15 protein-coding genes and 1 pseudogene are annotated in these 16,709 nt (G+C 52.0%); 10 read left to right on the top strand and 6 right to left on the bottom strand.

What is annotated here, in order from left to right; genetic code table 11:
• Positions 1–176 precede the first annotated feature (176 nt).
• Both DDT52_RS11655 and DDT52_RS11650 read left to right on the top strand, forming a co-directional pair.
• The gene (locus tag DDT52_RS11655; protein WP_136156498.1) at positions 177–1,613 is read left to right on the top strand and encodes a M20 family metallopeptidase; all 1,437 of its coding nucleotides are present in this window, start codon (positions 177–179) and stop codon (positions 1,611–1,613) included.
• A gap of 164 nt (positions 1,614–1,777) precedes the next feature.
• The gene (locus tag DDT52_RS11650; protein ID WP_136156497.1) at positions 1,778–2,707 is read left to right on the top strand and encodes a LysR substrate-binding domain-containing protein; all 930 of its coding nucleotides are present in this window, start codon (positions 1,778–1,780) and stop codon (positions 2,705–2,707) included.
• Between the two features lie 39 nt (positions 2,708–2,746).
• On the opposite strand, the gene DDT52_RS11645 is transcribed toward DDT52_RS11650, so the two are convergent.
• A complete protein-coding gene (locus DDT52_RS11645; protein WP_136156496.1) occupies positions 2,747–3,760 on the bottom strand; it encodes a DMT family transporter in 1,014 nt (337 codons plus the stop codon).
• Between the two features lie 224 nt (positions 3,761–3,984).
• On the opposite strand from DDT52_RS11645, the gene DDT52_RS11640 reads away from it, so the two are divergent.
• Positions 3,985–4,470 carry an Lrp/AsnC family transcriptional regulator gene (locus tag DDT52_RS11640; protein WP_136156495.1) on the top strand — a complete coding sequence of 162 codons (486 nt, stop codon included), beginning with the start codon at positions 3,985–3,987 and terminating at the stop codon, positions 4,468–4,470.
• 223 nt (positions 4,471–4,693) lie between these two features.
• The gene (locus DDT52_RS11635; RefSeq protein ID WP_109054456.1) at positions 4,694–5,710 is read left to right on the top strand and encodes a 1-aminocyclopropane-1-carboxylate deaminase; all 1,017 of its coding nucleotides are present in this window, start codon (positions 4,694–4,696) and stop codon (positions 5,708–5,710) included.
• Positions 5,711–5,753: 43 nt separating this feature from the next.
• Here the strand turns inward: DDT52_RS11635 and DDT52_RS11630 are convergent, their stop codons facing one another.
• On the bottom strand, positions 5,754–6,263 hold the full coding sequence (locus DDT52_RS11630) for an Lrp/AsnC family transcriptional regulator (RefSeq protein ID WP_109054455.1): 510 nt from the start codon (positions 6,261–6,263) through the stop codon (positions 5,754–5,756).
• A gap of 345 nt (positions 6,264–6,608) precedes the next feature.
• Between DDT52_RS11630 and DDT52_RS11625 the strand changes: the two genes are divergently transcribed.
• The 3 genes from DDT52_RS11625 to DDT52_RS11615 all read left to right on the top strand — a co-directional run bounded on the left by DDT52_RS11625 (position 6,609) and on the right by DDT52_RS11615 (position 9,034).
• Positions 6,609–7,445 carry an ABC transporter substrate-binding protein gene (locus DDT52_RS11625; protein WP_136156494.1) on the top strand — a complete coding sequence of 279 codons (837 nt, stop codon included), beginning with the start codon at positions 6,609–6,611 and terminating at the stop codon, positions 7,443–7,445.
• A gap of 106 nt (positions 7,446–7,551) precedes the next feature.
• Positions 7,552–8,304, top strand: a complete 753-nt coding sequence (locus DDT52_RS11620; protein ID WP_136156493.1) for an amino acid ABC transporter permease — start codon at positions 7,552–7,554, stop codon at positions 8,302–8,304.
• 1 nt (position 8,305) lies between these two features.
• A complete protein-coding gene (locus tag DDT52_RS11615) occupies positions 8,306–9,034 on the top strand; it encodes an amino acid ABC transporter permease (RefSeq protein ID WP_136156492.1) in 729 nt (242 codons plus the stop codon).
• A 5-nt stretch (positions 9,035–9,039) separates the two neighbouring features.
• On the opposite strand, the gene yieH is transcribed toward DDT52_RS11615, so the two are convergent.
• Complete coding sequence (gene yieH, locus DDT52_RS11610; protein WP_136156491.1) at positions 9,040–9,705, bottom strand: 6-phosphogluconate phosphatase; 666 nt, start codon at positions 9,703–9,705, stop codon at positions 9,040–9,042.
• Between the two features lie 203 nt (positions 9,706–9,908).
• Here yieH and DDT52_RS11605 point away from each other — a divergent pair, with 203 nt between their 5' ends.
• Positions 9,909–11,246 carry an NCS2 family permease gene (locus DDT52_RS11605; protein WP_109054450.1) on the top strand — a complete coding sequence of 446 codons (1,338 nt, stop codon included), beginning with the start codon at positions 9,909–9,911 and terminating at the stop codon, positions 11,244–11,246.
• Positions 11,247–11,355: 109 nt separating this feature from the next.
• On the opposite strand, the gene DDT52_RS11600 is transcribed toward DDT52_RS11605, so the two are convergent.
• The 3 genes from DDT52_RS11600 to aegA form a co-directional block, all read right to left on the bottom strand.
• Positions 11,356–12,099: a 4'-phosphopantetheinyl transferase family protein gene (locus tag DDT52_RS11600; protein ID WP_136156490.1), complete on the bottom strand. Its 744-nt coding sequence runs from the start codon at positions 12,097–12,099 to the stop codon at positions 11,356–11,358.
• Between the two features lie 315 nt (positions 12,100–12,414).
• Positions 12,415–12,933: a 4Fe-4S binding protein gene (locus tag DDT52_RS11595; protein ID WP_136156489.1), complete on the bottom strand. Its 519-nt coding sequence runs from the start codon at positions 12,931–12,933 to the stop codon at positions 12,415–12,417.
• Positions 12,933–14,954 carry a formate-dependent uric acid utilization protein AegA gene (aegA, locus tag DDT52_RS11590; RefSeq protein ID WP_136156488.1) on the bottom strand — a complete coding sequence of 674 codons (2,022 nt, stop codon included), beginning with the start codon at positions 14,952–14,954 and terminating at the stop codon, positions 12,933–12,935. Before aegA ends, DDT52_RS11595 begins: the two co-directional genes overlap by 1 nt.
• 709 nt (positions 14,955–15,663) lie before the next feature.
• On the opposite strand from aegA, the gene DDT52_RS11585 reads away from it, so the two are divergent.
• Both DDT52_RS11585 and DDT52_RS11580 read left to right on the top strand, forming a co-directional pair.
• Positions 15,664–16,335 (top strand): CsgG/HfaB family protein, encoded by a 672-nt coding sequence (locus tag DDT52_RS11585; RefSeq protein ID WP_136156487.1) that lies wholly within the window; start codon positions 15,664–15,666, stop codon positions 16,333–16,335.
• Between the two features lie 20 nt (positions 16,336–16,355).
• A pseudogene (locus tag DDT52_RS11580) lies at positions 16,356–16,703 on the top strand (DUF4810 domain-containing protein); the annotation flags it as partial.
• Between the last annotated feature and the right edge of the window lie 6 nt (positions 16,704–16,709).

Below are 16,709 nucleotides of genomic sequence, written 5' to 3'. Positions count from 1 at the left end.
CGGGGAGAGACCTCCCTGCGAGCGTCTCCCCCCATTATTTAGCTGAATAATGGCTTGCCGGGGGCCGAATAACAGGCGCGGTAATACGCCGGAAAGTATTGCTGAAACAGGCATGCTTGTGTTTGCTCCAGGCATACTGCGATCCATGAATATCCAGAGAAGAGGACAGACTGAATATGAAGCGTGAAGAGATGATCCAGGCAACCGTTGATTATTTTGGTTCAGGAAAATTCGAAGAGACGCTGGCGCGCCGGGTGGCATTTCGAACGGAAAGTCAGAACACTGACAGTGGGCCGCTTCTGATGTCTTATCTGACGGATGAAATGATCCCGACGTTGCAGGCTCTGTCATTTGAATGTCTGCTGGTTGAAAATCCGGTTAACGAAAGAAGCCCTTTTTTACTGGCCCGACGCATTGAGCCTCAGGCGGAATTGACGTTGTTAACCTACGGTCACGGCGATGTTGTGCGGGGATACGATGAACAGTGGCGTGAAGGTTTATCGCCCTGGGAAATGGTCAAAGACGATAATCGCTGGTATGGCCGCGGCACGGCGGACAATAAAGGTCAGCACACCATTAATCTGGCGGCGCTGGAACAGGTATTGAAAGCTCGGGGCGGCCAATTGGGCTACAACGTGAAAATCATTCTGGAAATGGGTGAGGAAGACGGTTCACCGGGGCTGGACGCGATCTGTGAGCAATACCGTGACTGGCTGGCCGCCGATCTGTTCATTGCCTCGGACGGCCCGCGGGTGTCAGCCTCCCGGCCAACGCTGTTTCTCGGGTCCCGCGGGGTGTTCAACTTCGAGCTACAGTTGAATTTACGCGAAGGCGCCCACCATTCCGGTAACTGGGGCGGCCTGTTGAGCAATCCGGGCATTCGGCTGGCGCACGCGATTGCCAGCATGGTGGATGAGCATGGCCGGATCCTGATTCCGGGTCTTCGTCCTCCTGCGCTCTCCGATAACATGCGTCAAGTGCTGTCGGATATTGAATTGGGCGGCGGGCCGACTGACCCGGTCATCGACGCCCAATGGGGTGAACCCGGTCTGACCGCCGCCGAGAAAGTCTACGGTTGGAATACGCTGGATGTACTGGCGTTCGTCACCGGCAATCCGGATAAACCGGCCCATGCTATCCCGCCGCAGGCGAAAGCGCATTGCCATATGCGCTATGTTATGGGCTGCGACGTGGCGAATTTTACCCGGCATATTCGACGCCATCTTGATGCCAACGGCTTTGAAGATGTTGAAATCATGAACGATGCCAGTCATTACAAGGCCACCCGGCTGAATCTTAACGACCCGTGGGTGGCATGGGGCATGACGTCAATTCAGCATTCGGTCGGTGCCAGGGCGGCGGTATTGCCTAACTTTGGCGGGGGGCTACCCAATGCCTGCTTTTCGGAGACGCTGGGATTGCCAACGCTGTGGGTGCCGCACTCTTACCCGGCATGTTCTCAGCATGCCCCGAACGAACATATTTTAGTCGATATGACGCTTGAGGCGCTCAAAATCATGGCCGGCCTGTTCTGGGATCTGGCGGAACAAGGGGCGGATATCGCCAGGGCACGCTTACAGATGGAGAAACCGCAGTCGGTAGCGGCGCTATAAACCAGCCGGTTGGCTGTCGGGGACGAGGCGCATGGATGCCGCCTCGCTCCGGAACGGTATTGAGCCGTTCAGCCAGAACAGATGAGTATTATTCTCCCGATCCGCATTTGTCTATGATGAGCCTATTGCGGTTGAGTCATCGTTAAACACAAGGCGGAGAGCTCATGCATAGCAACGAAATTCGTTATTTTATGGCGGTGGCGAGTAGCGGGTCACTGAGTGCGGCCAGCCAGCAGCTGTTTGTGGCCGTATCGGCGATCAGCCGGCAGATCCAGATGCTGGAAACCCGTCTGGGGGTGCCTTTGTTTGAGCGACATGCCCGCGGTATGATCCTGAACGATGCCGGGCATATTCTGGAAAATCATGTCCGCCGCAGTATCGTCGATATGGAATTGGCGATTGCCGAAATTGAGGGGCTAAAATCTTCCCGTCAAACCACGATTCGCATCGTGTGTACCGATGGTATCGCGTTCAATCTGTTGCCGACGCTGCTGGCGAAATACCGGCTACAGCATCCCGAGGTCAATTTTGTACTGACGGTTGGCAGCGCCAGACAGGTGCCCGAACTGGTTCGCCACGGTGAATGCGATGTGGCGCTGAAGTTCAGCCTGTCCCCTGAACACGGTATTAAGGTGATGTCGTCATTTTCCGCTCCGTTTATGGTGGTCATGAAGGACGATCACCCGCTGGCGTCCAGAGATTTTCAGCTGGCTGACCTTAATGCGTTCCCTGTCGTGTTGCCCGATCAGGCGGCAACGGTGCGCCAACTGTTTGATCTCTCATGTCGTATGAGCGGTGTTTTCATCGATCCCGTTTTTACCTGCAATCACTTTTCGACGCTGTATACCTTTTTGCTTAATACCCCGAATGCGATCGCCATATGCAGTCATTTCTCCGTGCTATACAGCGCCCGGCGCGATGGTTTGCAGGTGAAGTCCGTCAGTCTGGAGCAGCTGGGCCAGCGGGCTTTGCAGATCCAGACGGAGGTCAACAAACCGGTGACCGCGGTGCTGAGAAGCTTTTTTGATTTCTTACACGATGAGCTGATGTTGCAGGATGCACTGTTTCGTCAGGAGTACCAACTTCAGGCATGATGGTTCTCCGGCAAAACGGGTACATCGGCATCATGGGCGTCAGTCCGGTTCTGGTTGCGGTTTGATTGGCAGTAAGGCGGCCTGTTTCGCAGCCGGTCGTGATTTGTTCAGCGTAACGACCAGCATGCCGGCAACAATGGCGGTGACGCCCAGCACCAATCCCGGCGTTAACGATTCACCGAGAAACGCCACGGAGATAAACAGCCCGACGAGCGGGACGCACAGCATGGAGGATGCCATGCTGGTGCTGGAGATCCACTGACTTGCCGCGTTAACCGCGCAGAAACAGAACGCGGTGGCGAGCGGCCCGACAAACAGCGAAATTTCCCATAAACGCGCGGAGTTGTCCCCGGTATAAGGGCCTTCTTTGTACCAGGCGATGATAATCAAGGGGAGGGTGGCAATCAGCATTTGCCAGGGCGCGAGATGATAAGCGCTGGAGGCTCCCCGGTAATAACGCAGATGCAGAATGCAAATGGCCCAGCACAGCGAGGCGAGTAACAGCAGTACGTTGGCCCACAGCACGTTACTGTCCGTCCAGTCCAGCGTCAGAGGATTGAACAGAATGGCGACCCCGGCGATGCCCATCAACGTCCCCATCAGTTCCTGACGGGTTACTTTTTGCCGGAAAAACAGAATGGCGCCTGGCAGTACCCACAGTGGAGTGGTATAGGCAAGAATGGCGGAGCGTCCGGCGGGGATCTCGATCATGGCGATGGCGCCCAGCGCGGTAAAACTCAGCATTTGCAGCAGTCCGACGCTGAATAACAGCGGGATGTCTCGACGCCTGGGCAGCTTTAGCGTGCCGGTCACGATCTGGATAAAGAACAGGCACAATCCGCCTAATGCGAAGCGTAATGCGGAAAACCAGAGCGGAGTAATATGCTCCAGCCCAAGCTTCATGACCGGCCAATTAGTCCCCCAGACCAGAATGGCCAGGAGCAGCAGGAAAAGGCCGCCAACCTGACTGAGTGATAATCCCGCTGGCAATATTGCGGCCAATGGTTGTTTTTGCCAGATAATTTTCTTATTTCTTAACGAGGGATAAATCATTTTATATTTCCGTTCGTCATAAAATATCTTAATGGCTAACCTTCGGTTTTTGATATCTAAAACCGCGCTGATTTTCAGAACAAAAAAATAAGGTTGCCAGAAGATGGGATAAAACTAGTTTATTATTTTTCTGACGGAAGTTTTTTCTGTTATTCGCTGTGATATGTTTATTTTCAGAATGATTTTCTCGATCAACCGTTCATTGACAGTAAAGGTTTTCTTTTATGCGTAAACTGGATAAAACCGATATCAGTATCCTTAATAAATTGCAGGAAAACGCCAAGATCACACATGTTGACCTGGCCCGTGCCGTGAATCTTTCCACCACCCCTTGTTTTAACCGGGTGAAAGCGCTTGAGGAACTCGGCCTTATCCGCCAACAGGTCACGCTGCTCTCGCCCGAGCGCCTGGGGCTACAGGTTAATGTGTTTATCCATGTCAGTCTGGATCGGCAGGTGGAAGCGGTGTTGCAGCAGTTCGAACAGGCTATTTCGGCGTGTCCGGAAGTGATGGAGTGCTATCTGATGACGGGCGATGCGGATTACCTTCTTCGCGTTCTTGTTAAAAATATCAATGAGATAGAACACTTTATTCTTCATCATCTGACGCGAATTCCCGGCGTAGCCAATATTCGCTCCAGCTTTGCGCTTAAGCAGGTTCGCTACAAAACGACATTGCCTTTACCCCCGGAAGGGATGCTGCTGCCGTAGATGGATATGAGGGTGTTAATTTTATTTCGTTTTTTTTGTTTTTGTGGAAATTACTTCATTGGTAGTTGGTTTTTTATGAAATTTTTATGAAAAAATCAGAGTGATTTAGCAATTTAAATTTATTCGATTTTAGGTAATATGACCAACATGGCGTGACGGTATTTCCCTGCGAAATATTCACAACCTGCGGCTAATTCTACCCATTATTTACCGGAGCCTTATTATGAATCTGGAAAAATTCCCACGTTATCCATTAACTTTTGGCCCCTCTCCTATTACGCCAATGAAACGGCTCAGTGAATATTTAGGCGGGGATGTAGAAATATATGCCAAGCGTGAAGATTGTAATAGTGGTCTGGCATTTGGCGGAAATAAAATACGTAAACTGGAATACCTTATTCCGGAAGCATTAGAACAAGGGTGTGATACGCTGGTTTCTATTGGCGGTATTCAGTCTAACCAGACGCGACAAGTTGCCGCTGTCGCTGCGCATTTGGGAATGAAATGTATTCTGGTGCAAGAGAACTGGGTTAATTATGCCGATGCCGTTTATGATCGCGTCGGTAATATAGAATTATCCCGTATCATGGGCGCGGATGTTCGTTTGGATGCCGCCGGTTTTGATATTGGTATTCGTGAAAGTTGGAAAAACGCCATGGAAGAAGCATCACAAAATGGCGGTAACCCGTTCCCTATCCCTGCCGGTTGTTCTGAGCATCCCTATGGTGGTTTAGGTTTCGTCGGCTTTGCCGAAGAAGTGCGCCAGCAGGAAAAAGAACTGGGCTTCAAGTTTGACTATATCGTGGTGTGTTCCGTTACCGGCAGTACCCAGGCGGGTATGGTGGTCGGATTTGCCGCAGATGGCCGCTCACGGAACGTCATCGGCATTGATGCATCGGCAAAACCGGAAAAAACCAAAGCGCAGATTCTGCGTATTGCGCAGAACACCGCCAATCTGGTCGAACTGGGCCGGGAAATCACTGAAGAGGATGTCGTGCTGGATACCCGTTATGGTGGCCCTGAATACGGTCTGCCGAATGAAGGTACGCTGGAAGCCATTCGTTTGTGCGCCCGTATGGAAGGGGTGATGACCGATCCGGTGTATGAAGGCAAATCCATGCAGGGCATGATTGGGATGATCCGCAACGGTGAGTTTCCGAAGGGATCGAAAGTTCTGTATGCCCATCTGGGCGGGGCGCCGGCACTGAGCGCTTACAGCTATATTTTCCGTAATGGCTGAGTTGCAGAACAACGTCAGGCCCGGTTATCGGGCCTGAACTTTTTCAGAACGTCAGCTGCGTGGTGGAAAGCACTTCCCTTAGCCCAATAAAGGAACGGATCTGACGAACACCGGGCAGAAAGAGCAATTGTTCCGCGTGCAGGCGGTTGAAGCTCTGATTGTCTTTTGTCCTGATCATCAAAATGTAATCGAACTCGCCCGTCACCACGTGACACTCCATACAGCCGCTGATCTTCTGGACGGAAGCCTCAAAATCTTCAAATGAGCTTGGCGTCGAACGATCCAGCACCACCCCGATCAATACCACCAGACCAGCATTAAGCGCTGCCGGGTTCAGTAACGCCACAAATCCTTTTATCAGGCCAATTTGCCTGAGTCGCTCAACACGCCTCAGGCAGGCCGGCGGACTGAGATTGACTTTCTCCGCCAGCGCGACGTTGGAGATGGAAGAGTCGGCCTGCAAAATCCGCAGGATCGCGGTATCAAAACGGTCCAGCTCGTAAGACTTCTTGTCGTCTGCCGAAGGTAGGGTGCTCGGGGTTTTCTCTTTCATTCAGGACGTCCTGCTGGCGTATGGCGATGTTTGATTTTGTTATCACATCGGTTCAGATAATTAATCTACGGGTTTTTAGTCATGAGGTTAATAAAAATAAGAAAAACATCTGTCTGAACGCAATAAATCGCACAAATCGTGGCGGTGGTTTCCCGCGGTTGCCTGAAGCCTGGCGGATGAGGTTTCTGGTGCCAATAAATACGGACAGTCGTATGTTATCTGTCAGAATAATCTGCCAAAAACCCAATGTAACATAAGGTTATATTATAGCTGTTTATGTTATTTCCCGGTTTTTCTCCCTGCTGATAGCCTGCAATCAATCACTTAAACGCTCAGGGGCTGGGAATGAAAAAACGTATTGTGGCATTGGCATTGATGGCGGGATTCGCGTCTCTTTCAGGTGTGGCGCAGGCGGACAAGCTGGACGATATTCAAAAAGCCGGCGTGGTCAGGATTGCGGTTTTTGACAGCAACCCACCGTTTGGTTACGTCGATCCGCAGAGCAAAAAGCTGGTGGGGTACGATGTTGACATTGCCGAAGAGATTGGCAAGGCGCTGGGCGTGAAAGTGGAATTGCGAGCGACTAACCCAGCCAACCGTATTCCGCTGCTCAGTTCCAATAAGGTGGATCTGATCGCGGCAAACTTTACCATTACCGATGAGCGTGCCAAACAGGTTAATTTCAGCATTCCTTATTTCGCAACCGGACAGAAATTCATTGCCCGTAATGGGGTTCTGAAAACGCCGGAGGACATTAAGGCGCTGCGTATCGGTGCGGATAAAGGCACGGTGCAGGAAATTACGCTGCGGGAGCATTATCCTACCGCGAAGGTGATCTCCTATGATGACACGCCGCTGGCGTTTGCGGCGTTACGCAACGGCAACGTTCAGGCCATTACTCAGGATGATGCGAAACTGGTCGGGTTGCTGGCTAACGTGCCGGATGCGCAAAAAGCCGATTTTGAGATTTCTCCTTTTAGCATTACCAAAGAATATCAAGGTGTTGGCATTCCTAAAGACGAGGAGCGCCTGACGGATAAAGTTAACGAAACCCTGTTGAATCTGGAAAAACAGGGTGAGGCGAAAACGATTTACGATCGCTGGTTTGGACCGGCGACAAAATCAGCGCAGCCGCGTGGCGATTTCACTTTCGCCCCGCTGGATCAGCAGCCGAAAGCCTGATTTTTAGACTGACGACGTCATTTTTAGCCCTCTGCTTTGCAGGGGGCGCTTTGTTTTATGGTAATAATCGTTGTTTATGGCGTGTGATTGATAAAATTAGCGGCTTATGAAACTGACAAACACGGCACTGCAATACATTGAGGAATGGCTGCTGGCTCCTCACTATCTTGGCTGGCTCTGGCAAGGTTTTCTGATCACGCTGTGGATTTCCCTTTGTACGATCGTTCTGGCGACCTCGCTGGGCTTCATACTGGCGACGGTCAGAGATAGCCAGGTGAAGGCGCTGCGCTATGCGGTGATGGCATACAGCTCTCTTTTCCGTAATACCCCTTTATTGATACAGCTTTTTTTCTGGTATTTCGGCGCAGGCCAGCTGTTTCCCTCGGTAATGATGCAGTGGTTGAATACGCCGCATGACATCACCCTGTTCGGGATAAGCCTGGCGTGGCCATCATTTGAATTTCTGGCCGGCCTGTTTGGACTGACGCTCTATTCCAGCGCTTTTATTGCGGAAGAAATCCGTGCGGGCATTGGCGGCGTGGCGCGCGGACAAAAATATGCGGCACAGGCGCTGGGGCTCACGGTCTGGCAATCCATGCGTCATGTGGTGCTGCCACAGGCATTGAGAATCGCTTTACCGCCGCTGCTGGGGCAATACATGAATGTCATCAAGAACTCTTCTCTGGCGATGGCGATCGGCGTCGCCGAACTGTCTTACGCCTCGCGTCAGGTGGAAACCGAAACCCTGCGTACTTTTCAGGCGTTCGGCGTCGCTACCGTGCTGTACATCGCAATTATTGCGCTGATGGAAGGCTGGGGTATGTGGCGTCAGCAACGTAATCTGGCAGAGAGACACTGAGATGGATTTTACGATTATTACCGACAACCTCAGCTACCTGATGTGGGGCACCTTTCCTGACGGCCCGCTCGGCGGGGCGGGGCTGACGCTGTTGATGAGTCTGCTGGCGGGCGTCGTCTCCGCACTGCTGGGCACCCTCATGGGGATTGCGTTGGCCATGTCCCGCGGCGTGTGGGCGGCGATTCTGGCGACGATTCTTGGTTTCTTCCGCGCCATTCCGGTAATCATGCTGATTTTCTGGACCTATTTTCTACTGCCGATTCTCTTTGGCGTGGATATTCCGGAGATCACCACGGTGGTGTGCGCGCTGGCGCTGATTGCGTCGGCCTATCTGGCCCACGGGGTAAAAGCGGGGATTGTCGCGATCGGTCGCGGACAGTGGCAGGCGGGTTTATCGCTGGGATTCACGCGTTGGGAAGTCTTGTGGACTATCGTGTTGCCACAGGCGCTGCGGATGATGGTGCCGTCGTTTATCAACCAATGGATTTCCCTGATTAAAGACACGTCGCTGGCTTACATCGTTGGCGTGGGTGAGTTGACGTTCCTGGCGACGCAGGTGAATAACCGCAGCATGGTTTATCCCATGGAGGTGTTCCTGTTTGTCGCGCTGGTCTATTTTGTGTTTTGTCTGTCTCTGGAACTGCTGGCAAACGGGGTTAACAAGCGCTTTAGCCAGCAGGAAAAACAGCCAAAACGCTCGTGGTTACGGTGGCGAAACACGCCGGCCTGATGACATTACGACACGATATCCCAGCCTCTTTCCCGCCATAGCTGCGGCAATGCCTTCATGTCATCAAATGGGGTGACCAGCGCGTGGTGAATCGGCATGTTGTGCGGATCGGCGCAGTAGTAGAAAACCGGGATCCCGGCGGCGATACCGGCCTGGACGCCGGATGGCGAGTCTTCCACCAGAATACCGTGTTGAACCGGCACCTGCATTTGCTCGGCGGCATAGAATATCACGGCGGGATCGGGCTTCCATTTTTGCAGGTCATAACCGCTGTAGAGGTGATCGCCAAAGAATTGGAGCATATCGGTCAGTCCCAGCGAGTGCTGCATCTTGCTGACCGGGCCGTTGGATACTACCGCCATCGGCACCTTGATCGACTGAACCAGCTCGCGCGCCCCGTTGATCGGTCGCAGCGATTCGTCAAACAGGCGCTTAACGTCTTGCCGATAATGGCGCTCTGCCTCTTCCATGGATATCGTCAGCCCGTATTGCTGGCTGATACGGGCAATAATTTCGTGCAGCTTCACGCCCTTGTAGGTTTTTATCATCTCATCCAGAGATAACTCCACGCCATAAGGGATAAAAACATTCACATAAGCCTGACAGCACAACACTTCGCTATCTACCAGTGTGCCGTCACAGTCAAAGAATACGCACTCAATACGGGACATGAAGGATCCTTATCGATGAAATTAAAGAGTCAGTCCCTACTTTAACCAACTGGCTCAATATTGCGACTACAACCCGTCATCTTTTCAGTCTATAGATAGGTTGTTCTTATAGAATGAAAAAAAATGAGGAATCAGCGCTATATAGACTGCATTTTGTTATAGGATACGCGACGACCATCATTCCCTTCATTGGATCGTTGATAATGAATAAATCACAAACTGGTCGCGCTTCTGAGCAAGGCTTGCTGGAGCGCGTATTTAAGTTACAGCAGCATGGCACTACCGCACGAACTGAAACGATAGCGGGCTTCACCACGTTTCTGACGATGGTATACATCGTTTTTGTTAACCCGCAAATTCTGGGCGCGGCTGGCATGGATACCAAAGCGGTATTTGTCACCACCTGTCTGATTGCGGCATTCGGCAGTATCCTGATGGGCCTGCTGGCTAACCTGCCGGTGGCGCTGGCGCCGGCGATGGGGCTGAACGCCTTCTTTGCGTTTGTGGTGGTCGGCGCCATGGGGCTTTCATGGCAGGTTGCCATGGGTGCTATTTTCTGGGGCGCAATCGGTTTCCTTTTGCTGACGGTTTTCCAGATCCGTTACTGGATGATTGCCAATATTCCACTCAGTCTGCGCCTTGGTATTGCCAGTGGTATCGGCCTGTTTATCGCCATGATGGGGTTAAAAAACGCCGGCATTATCGTGCCTAACGCTGAAACGCTGGTGACTATCGGTAATCTGACGTCGCACAGCGTACTGTTGGGCGCACTGGGTTTTTTCATTATTGTGGCACTGGCGTCTCGTAATATTCACGCGGCGGTGCTGGTTTCTATCGTGGTGACCACATCAATTGGCCTGCTGCTGGGTGACGTTCAGTTTTCTGGTGTCTTCTCGATGCCGCCCAGCGTGACCTCCGTCGTGGGACAGGTTGACCTGGCCGGTGCACTGAATCTGGGTCTGTCCGGGGTGATTTTCTCTTTCATGCTGGTTAACCTGTTCGACTCTTCCGGCACCCTGATCGGCGTGACGGATAAAGCCGGTCTGGTGGATGCCCGTGGCAAGTTCCCTCGCATGAAGCAGGCGCTGTATGTGGACAGCATCAGTTCTGTCGCCGGCTCCTTTATCGGTACGTCATCGGTAACGGCTTATATCGAAAGCTCTTCCGGGGTATCCGTTGGCGGTCGTACCGGGCTGACCGCGGTTGTCGTGGGTCTCTTGTTCTTGCTGGTTATCTTTCTATCGCCGCTGGCGGGGATGGTGCCGGCTTACGCTGCGGCTGGCGCGCTGATTTACGTTGGCGTGTTGATGACATCCAGTCTGGCGCGGGTGAAATGGGATGATTTAACGGAAGCCGTACCGGCCTTTATTACGGCCGTGATGATGCCGTTCAGCTTCTCGATTACCGAAGGTATTGCATTAGGCTTTATCTCTTACTGCGTGATGAAGCTGGCAACGGGCCGCTGGCGTGAAATCAGCCCATGCGTGGTGGTTGTCGCGCTGCTGTTCCTGTTAAAAATCATTTTTATCGACGCGCATTAATTTTCTTTGACTCCGGGGATTTCCCCCCGGGGCCGTTGTTCAGACCGCGTTTTAATTTATCGCCATGTGCCGGTCCCTACAGGATAGGATGGGCGTTTTGTGTCGTGCGCTACTGAGACAAGGCGGAGGTCGCCTTTTCAATCGTGTGGCTGGTCAGTTTCATATAACGTACGGACTGACGCTGTTGGTGTACGATTTCTCCCGTCTTCTTCACTCCCGATTCCGATGCGTATTCCCACATTACCAGCCGATTTAGCGTTGGAACATGTGCGCATGCCCATGCCAGATAATCATCAATATCACTGATCACTTCAACGGCGGGCACCCTGTTTGACCGCAGTCGTCCGGATGCGGGATGCAGTTTAAGGCTTTCCGGGCGACTGCCGTTCAGGCCGGGGATTTTCATCAGGGACTGGCGAATGGTGCATAGTTGTGTGGCGGCCTCAAGGGGATCGCGTTGTGCATCAATCCAGGCTTTCTCCGCCAGTGTCTGGGCCTGCATATGCGGCGGGGTCTGGTTATTGGGCCGAACGTGCACAATTTCGATATCCATACCGACAAAACCGTCTTCGCTCAACAGAATGGCAATGGTATTGCCCGCATAGCCCAGGCTGAAGTTGGGAAGCTGGGGATCGGCAAAGTAGGGGCGGCCGTCAGGGGATGAAAGCAAAGGCGGTAATCGCGGATAGCCAAAAAAGTAGAACATCATCTCCGCCAGCAACGCCCGGCTTTTCAAATAACGCTCGCGGCGCTTGGCTGAAAAGCCCTGCGTCGATGAAATGAGTTCATCTGATAATCTTCGCAGATCGGAAAGCGCTTCCGTGCTGGTCCACCTGACAAAATGACCGGTCATTGTTCACTCCGTGATAATGATAAAAATTACGATTCGGTTGGATCTTACTCAGAGACAGATACCCGGCCTGGGTCAAACAGGGTATATCAGATGCATATTATCAGACTAATATATGAACTAAAGAAAAATAGACGGATAAATCGGCGATTATTTTTTATTAAGTGCAACGATTTTCCGGTGTCCCCCCCTTCATCCCTGTGAGTGCTCAATATCCGCGCAGAGTTTCAGAAATCGCGCCCCGGTTACCCGCCTATTTCAGGGGCTTTTATCCTCGGACCAACACCCCGGATATTTTTGTGCGCGGGAATGCCGCGGCTAAAACAGCCGGATATCCCGGTAACCTTGTGCCGAACGCCGCTGCTTCTCATACGTTCTCTGATGCAATTCATCCGATGTCACCAGCCTGAGCGCGGATGTTGGACAGACCCTGACGCAGGAAGGGCTATCAGCCACGCCGACACATAAATCGCATTTATGCGCTTCACTTTTCGTCGCCGTGGCTTGTTCACTGGTTACCACGATGTTGATGGCCCCGAAAGGACAGGCGATGACGCAGCTTTTGCAGCCGATGCAGCGTGATTGGATCACCTGAATACTGTCATGGTCGCGGACCAGCGCATCATGAGGACAAGCGCTGGCGCATGGGGCGTTCTCACACTGATGACAAAGAACGGGTACGCTGACGCTTGCGCTTTTTATCACTTTTAAGCGGGGAAAAAAGTGTGTGGATCGCAGTTTCGCGCTATTGCCGCCAGCGTGTGCCACCGCACAGGCTATTTCGCAGGTTCGACAGCCGATACACTTCTCCGCATCGGCGATAACGAATTGATTCATTACAGCGTTTCCTCTCGGGATGAGTTGAAATCGGATGCGAGCGACGTTGCCGGCATGGCTGATGGGCGGGTTTTTAATCCCATGGCTTCAATCATCCCCATTGCTGCTTTACGGCCATCGGCAATCGCGGTGACCACCAGATCGGCTCCGCGTACGGCGTCGCCTCCGGCAAAGATCTGCGGGTGATTGGTCTGGCAAGGGATACGTCCACTGGCTGGCGCGGTAATGTGTCCCCAGCTATCCAGCGCGACGTCCGCTTCTTCCAGCCAGGGCATACTGTGCGCCTGAAAGCCGAAAGCGGTAATGACGGCATCGGCAGGTTGTACAAATTCGGACCCCGGAATGGGACGGGGGCGACGACGCCCGCTGGCATCGGGTTCGCCCAGTTCGGTGCGAACCAGACTGATGCCGCAGACTTCTCCCTGTTCATTCAGGCAAATTTTCTGCGGTTGCACGTTGAACATGAATTCAACGCCTTCTTCCCGCGAGTTTTTCACCTCTTTTTTCGAGCCGGGCATATTGGCTTCATCGCGGCGATAGGCGCAGGTGACGGACACGGCCCCCTGACGGACCGAGGTGCGCAGACAGTCCATGGCGGTATCTCCACCGCCCAGCACGACAACCCGTTTTCCCTCCATAGAGATATAGGGTTCATCTTCAAGCTCGGGTAATCCCATCACGCGCTTGGTATTGGCAATCAGGAACGGCAGCGCATCGAAAACGCCGGGCGCATCTTCATTTTCAAGACCTGCCTTCATCGAACGGTAGGTTCCCACGCCGAGAAAGACCGTATCAAACTCATTCAGGAGCTGGGCGAGTGAAATATCTTTGCCCACCTCGGTATTTAATTGAAACTCGATGCCCATCGCGCTGAAAACCTCACGGCGGCGAGTCAGCACTTGTTTATCCAGTTTGAAGGGAGGAATGCCGAATGTCAGCAGGCCGCCGATTTCCGGATGACGATCGAATACTACGGCCTGAACGCCATTGCGGATCAGGACATCGGCACAGGCCAACCCTGCCGGCCCGGCGCCAATAATGGCGGCGCGTTTGCCGCTGGGCGCAACCTGCGTTGTGTCCGGAATCCAGCCCATTTCCATAGCGGTGTCGGTAATATAACGTTCAATGTTGCCGACGGTGACGGCGCCGTACTCTTTACCCAGCGTACAGGAACCTTCGCATAACCGATCTTGCGGACAAACCCGGCCACAGATTTCCGGCAGGCTGCTGGTCTGGTGAGACAGTTCGACGGCTTCCAGAATCCGCCCCTGTTTGGCCAGTTTCAGTAATTCCGGAATGTTGTTGTGCAGAGGACAGGTCCACTCACAGATGGAATGTTTCCCGCAGGCGAGGCAGCGATCTGCCTGATCCTGCGTCTGCTGAGGCGTAAAGCCGTGATAGATTTCATCAAACGTGGTTTTTCGTTGTGTCAGCGGTTTTTTTTCTGCCTCGAGCCGGGGCCAGTTTTTCCTGTGGTTCAACGGGTTGCGGGACTCGGCTTTACCGGCGGGTATGGCTCGCTGCCAATGTGCTGATGAACGCAGCGCCATGTTTTGCTGCTTTTCACGACGGCGCGCTTCCAGCGTTTGTTCGCTGACCAATTGCAGGGCTTGTGTCGGGCAGGCTTCCACACAGGCTTGTCCCTGCGGGCGATCGGCGCAGAGATCGCATTTATGTGCCGTCGTGGCGCGAGTCGCGGCGTTGGTGACAATCGACATGGCGCCAAACGGGCAGGCCAGCACACAGGTTTTGCAACCAATACACCTTTCTTTAATGAGTTGAATGCTATTGTCTTTTCTCACCAGCGCCTGAGTCGGGCAAACGCTGGCGCAGGGCGCGTCTTCGCAGTGGCGACAGGTAACCGCGGAGCGCAGTTCGTGTGTGTTGAAGGCTTTTATTCTGGGCTGGAACAGCCCGGCGCTGGTTGGGTATTGTTCATTGTTGTGTGAAATAACGCAGGCGATTTCACAGGCGCGACAACCCATACAATCCTGAGCATTGGCAATAACAAACCTATTCATAACCTCTCCCGACACAATATACCTGAAAGGAACACAGAGGCGACGAAGCCCAAACCGCCTATACCCTTCATCTTGCAAGTTGCAGATGCGACGGCCTACAAGGGGCGGGCATGGATGCCGTCAGAAATCTATTGGGTATATCTGGCGTATTTTTGCTGCGTACGAATGCGTCAAATGTAAGTAATCACTCACATCCAGAACGGCATTTTCTGCTGTTTAGCGTTCGATTTTTTGTCTGGTCACCCAGAAAGTGGTTTGGAAGGGGTTGGCAAGGATCTCGTCAGGAGAAAATACAACTATCCCCCCATTTATTACTTCCATCCTAATGATTTTGATGTGCTGTTACTTTGATGTAGCGCATGTAAAAAGCTGGTTAATGTAAAAGAATGTAATGAAAAAATAGTGAATCGATTCAGTTAGTTGTCACCCGGTTTTTACCTTTATGTTACCTTAAAGAACACCTTGATTTTTCCCCGGTTTTTACTCGAACGATCTGTTTCTGAACATAAAGTAAAAGGGCCATTTATTTGTTGGTTGAGTGACGAAATAACTGGTTACTTTTACTTACAATACTCATAATATCATGCGCTATTCAACGGCGGTATTCATCACGGAAGCTGAATAGTCATTCATGACATTTTCGTTGTAAACGAATAACAGAACAGAGCTCAGCTCAGCGTTAATGGATTTTCATCAAGGTAGATACATCATGAATAAAAAGGTTATTTTTTGTTCTTTTTTAATGACTACGGCCCTGTTAAGCGGATGTGCGACTGAGTCATCCCGTACTGTTGAAGCGCAGAAAGTCGCTTCTTACAGCACGCCTTATCAGGGGGTTCGCAGCCCTATTTCCGTCGGAAAATTTGAAAACCGTTCTAACTATATGAACGGCATTTTCTCTGATGGTGTCGATCGCCTGGGTAATCAATCTAAAACCATTCTGGTCAGTCACTTACAGCAAAGCGGCCGCTTTAATGTTCTGGACCGTACCAACATGGACGAGTTGAAAGCTGAAGCTGGAATTAAAGGGCAACAGCAGACGCTGAAAGGCGCGACCTATGTCATCACTGGCGATGTAACCGAATTCGGCCGCAAAGAAGTTGGCGATCATCAACTGTGGGGCATTCTTGGGCGTGGTAAAACTCAGGTTGCTTATGCTAAGACCACGTTAAACGTGGTGAATGTGCAAACCTCTGAAGTCGTTTATTCCGTACAGGGCGCGGGTGAATATACGTTGTCAAACCGCGAAATTATCGGTTTTGGCGGAACGGCCAGCTACGACTCTACGCTAAACGGTAAAGTGCTGGATCTGGCGATCCGTGAAGCCGTAAACAATCTGGTTAATGGTATTGAAAGTGGTGCATGGCGCCCGACTAACTAATGGAATAGGAAGATATACACATGTTATCTCATAAGAAAATTGTCCTGCTGTTGGCAGCGGCAGTGTTGACTGGCTGTGCCTCTGAACCGCAAACCATTTATCACTGGGAAAAATACCAGCCGACGCTTTATGAATATTATCAGCAGGATAAAGTCAGTCCAGAAGAGCAGATTGCTTCCCTGAAAGAATCGATAGAAAAAGCGAAGGCAAAAAACAAGCCTGTTCCACCTGGACTTTACGCTCAACTCGGCTTGCTGTACGCCAATACTGGCCACGATGTGGAAGCGCGCCAACAGTTTGAAACTGAAAAAGCGCATTTCCCGGAATCAGCACCGTTCATGGACTTTCTGTTGAGTAAAAATAAAGGAATATCA

It is taken from the genome of Brenneria roseae subsp. roseae (assembly GCF_003115845.1).
Classification (GTDB): Bacteria; Pseudomonadota; Gammaproteobacteria; order Enterobacterales; family Enterobacteriaceae; genus Brenneria; species Brenneria roseae.
Note: the sequence above shows the minus strand (reverse complement) of the source record. Positions and strands in the feature narration are given on the sequence as shown.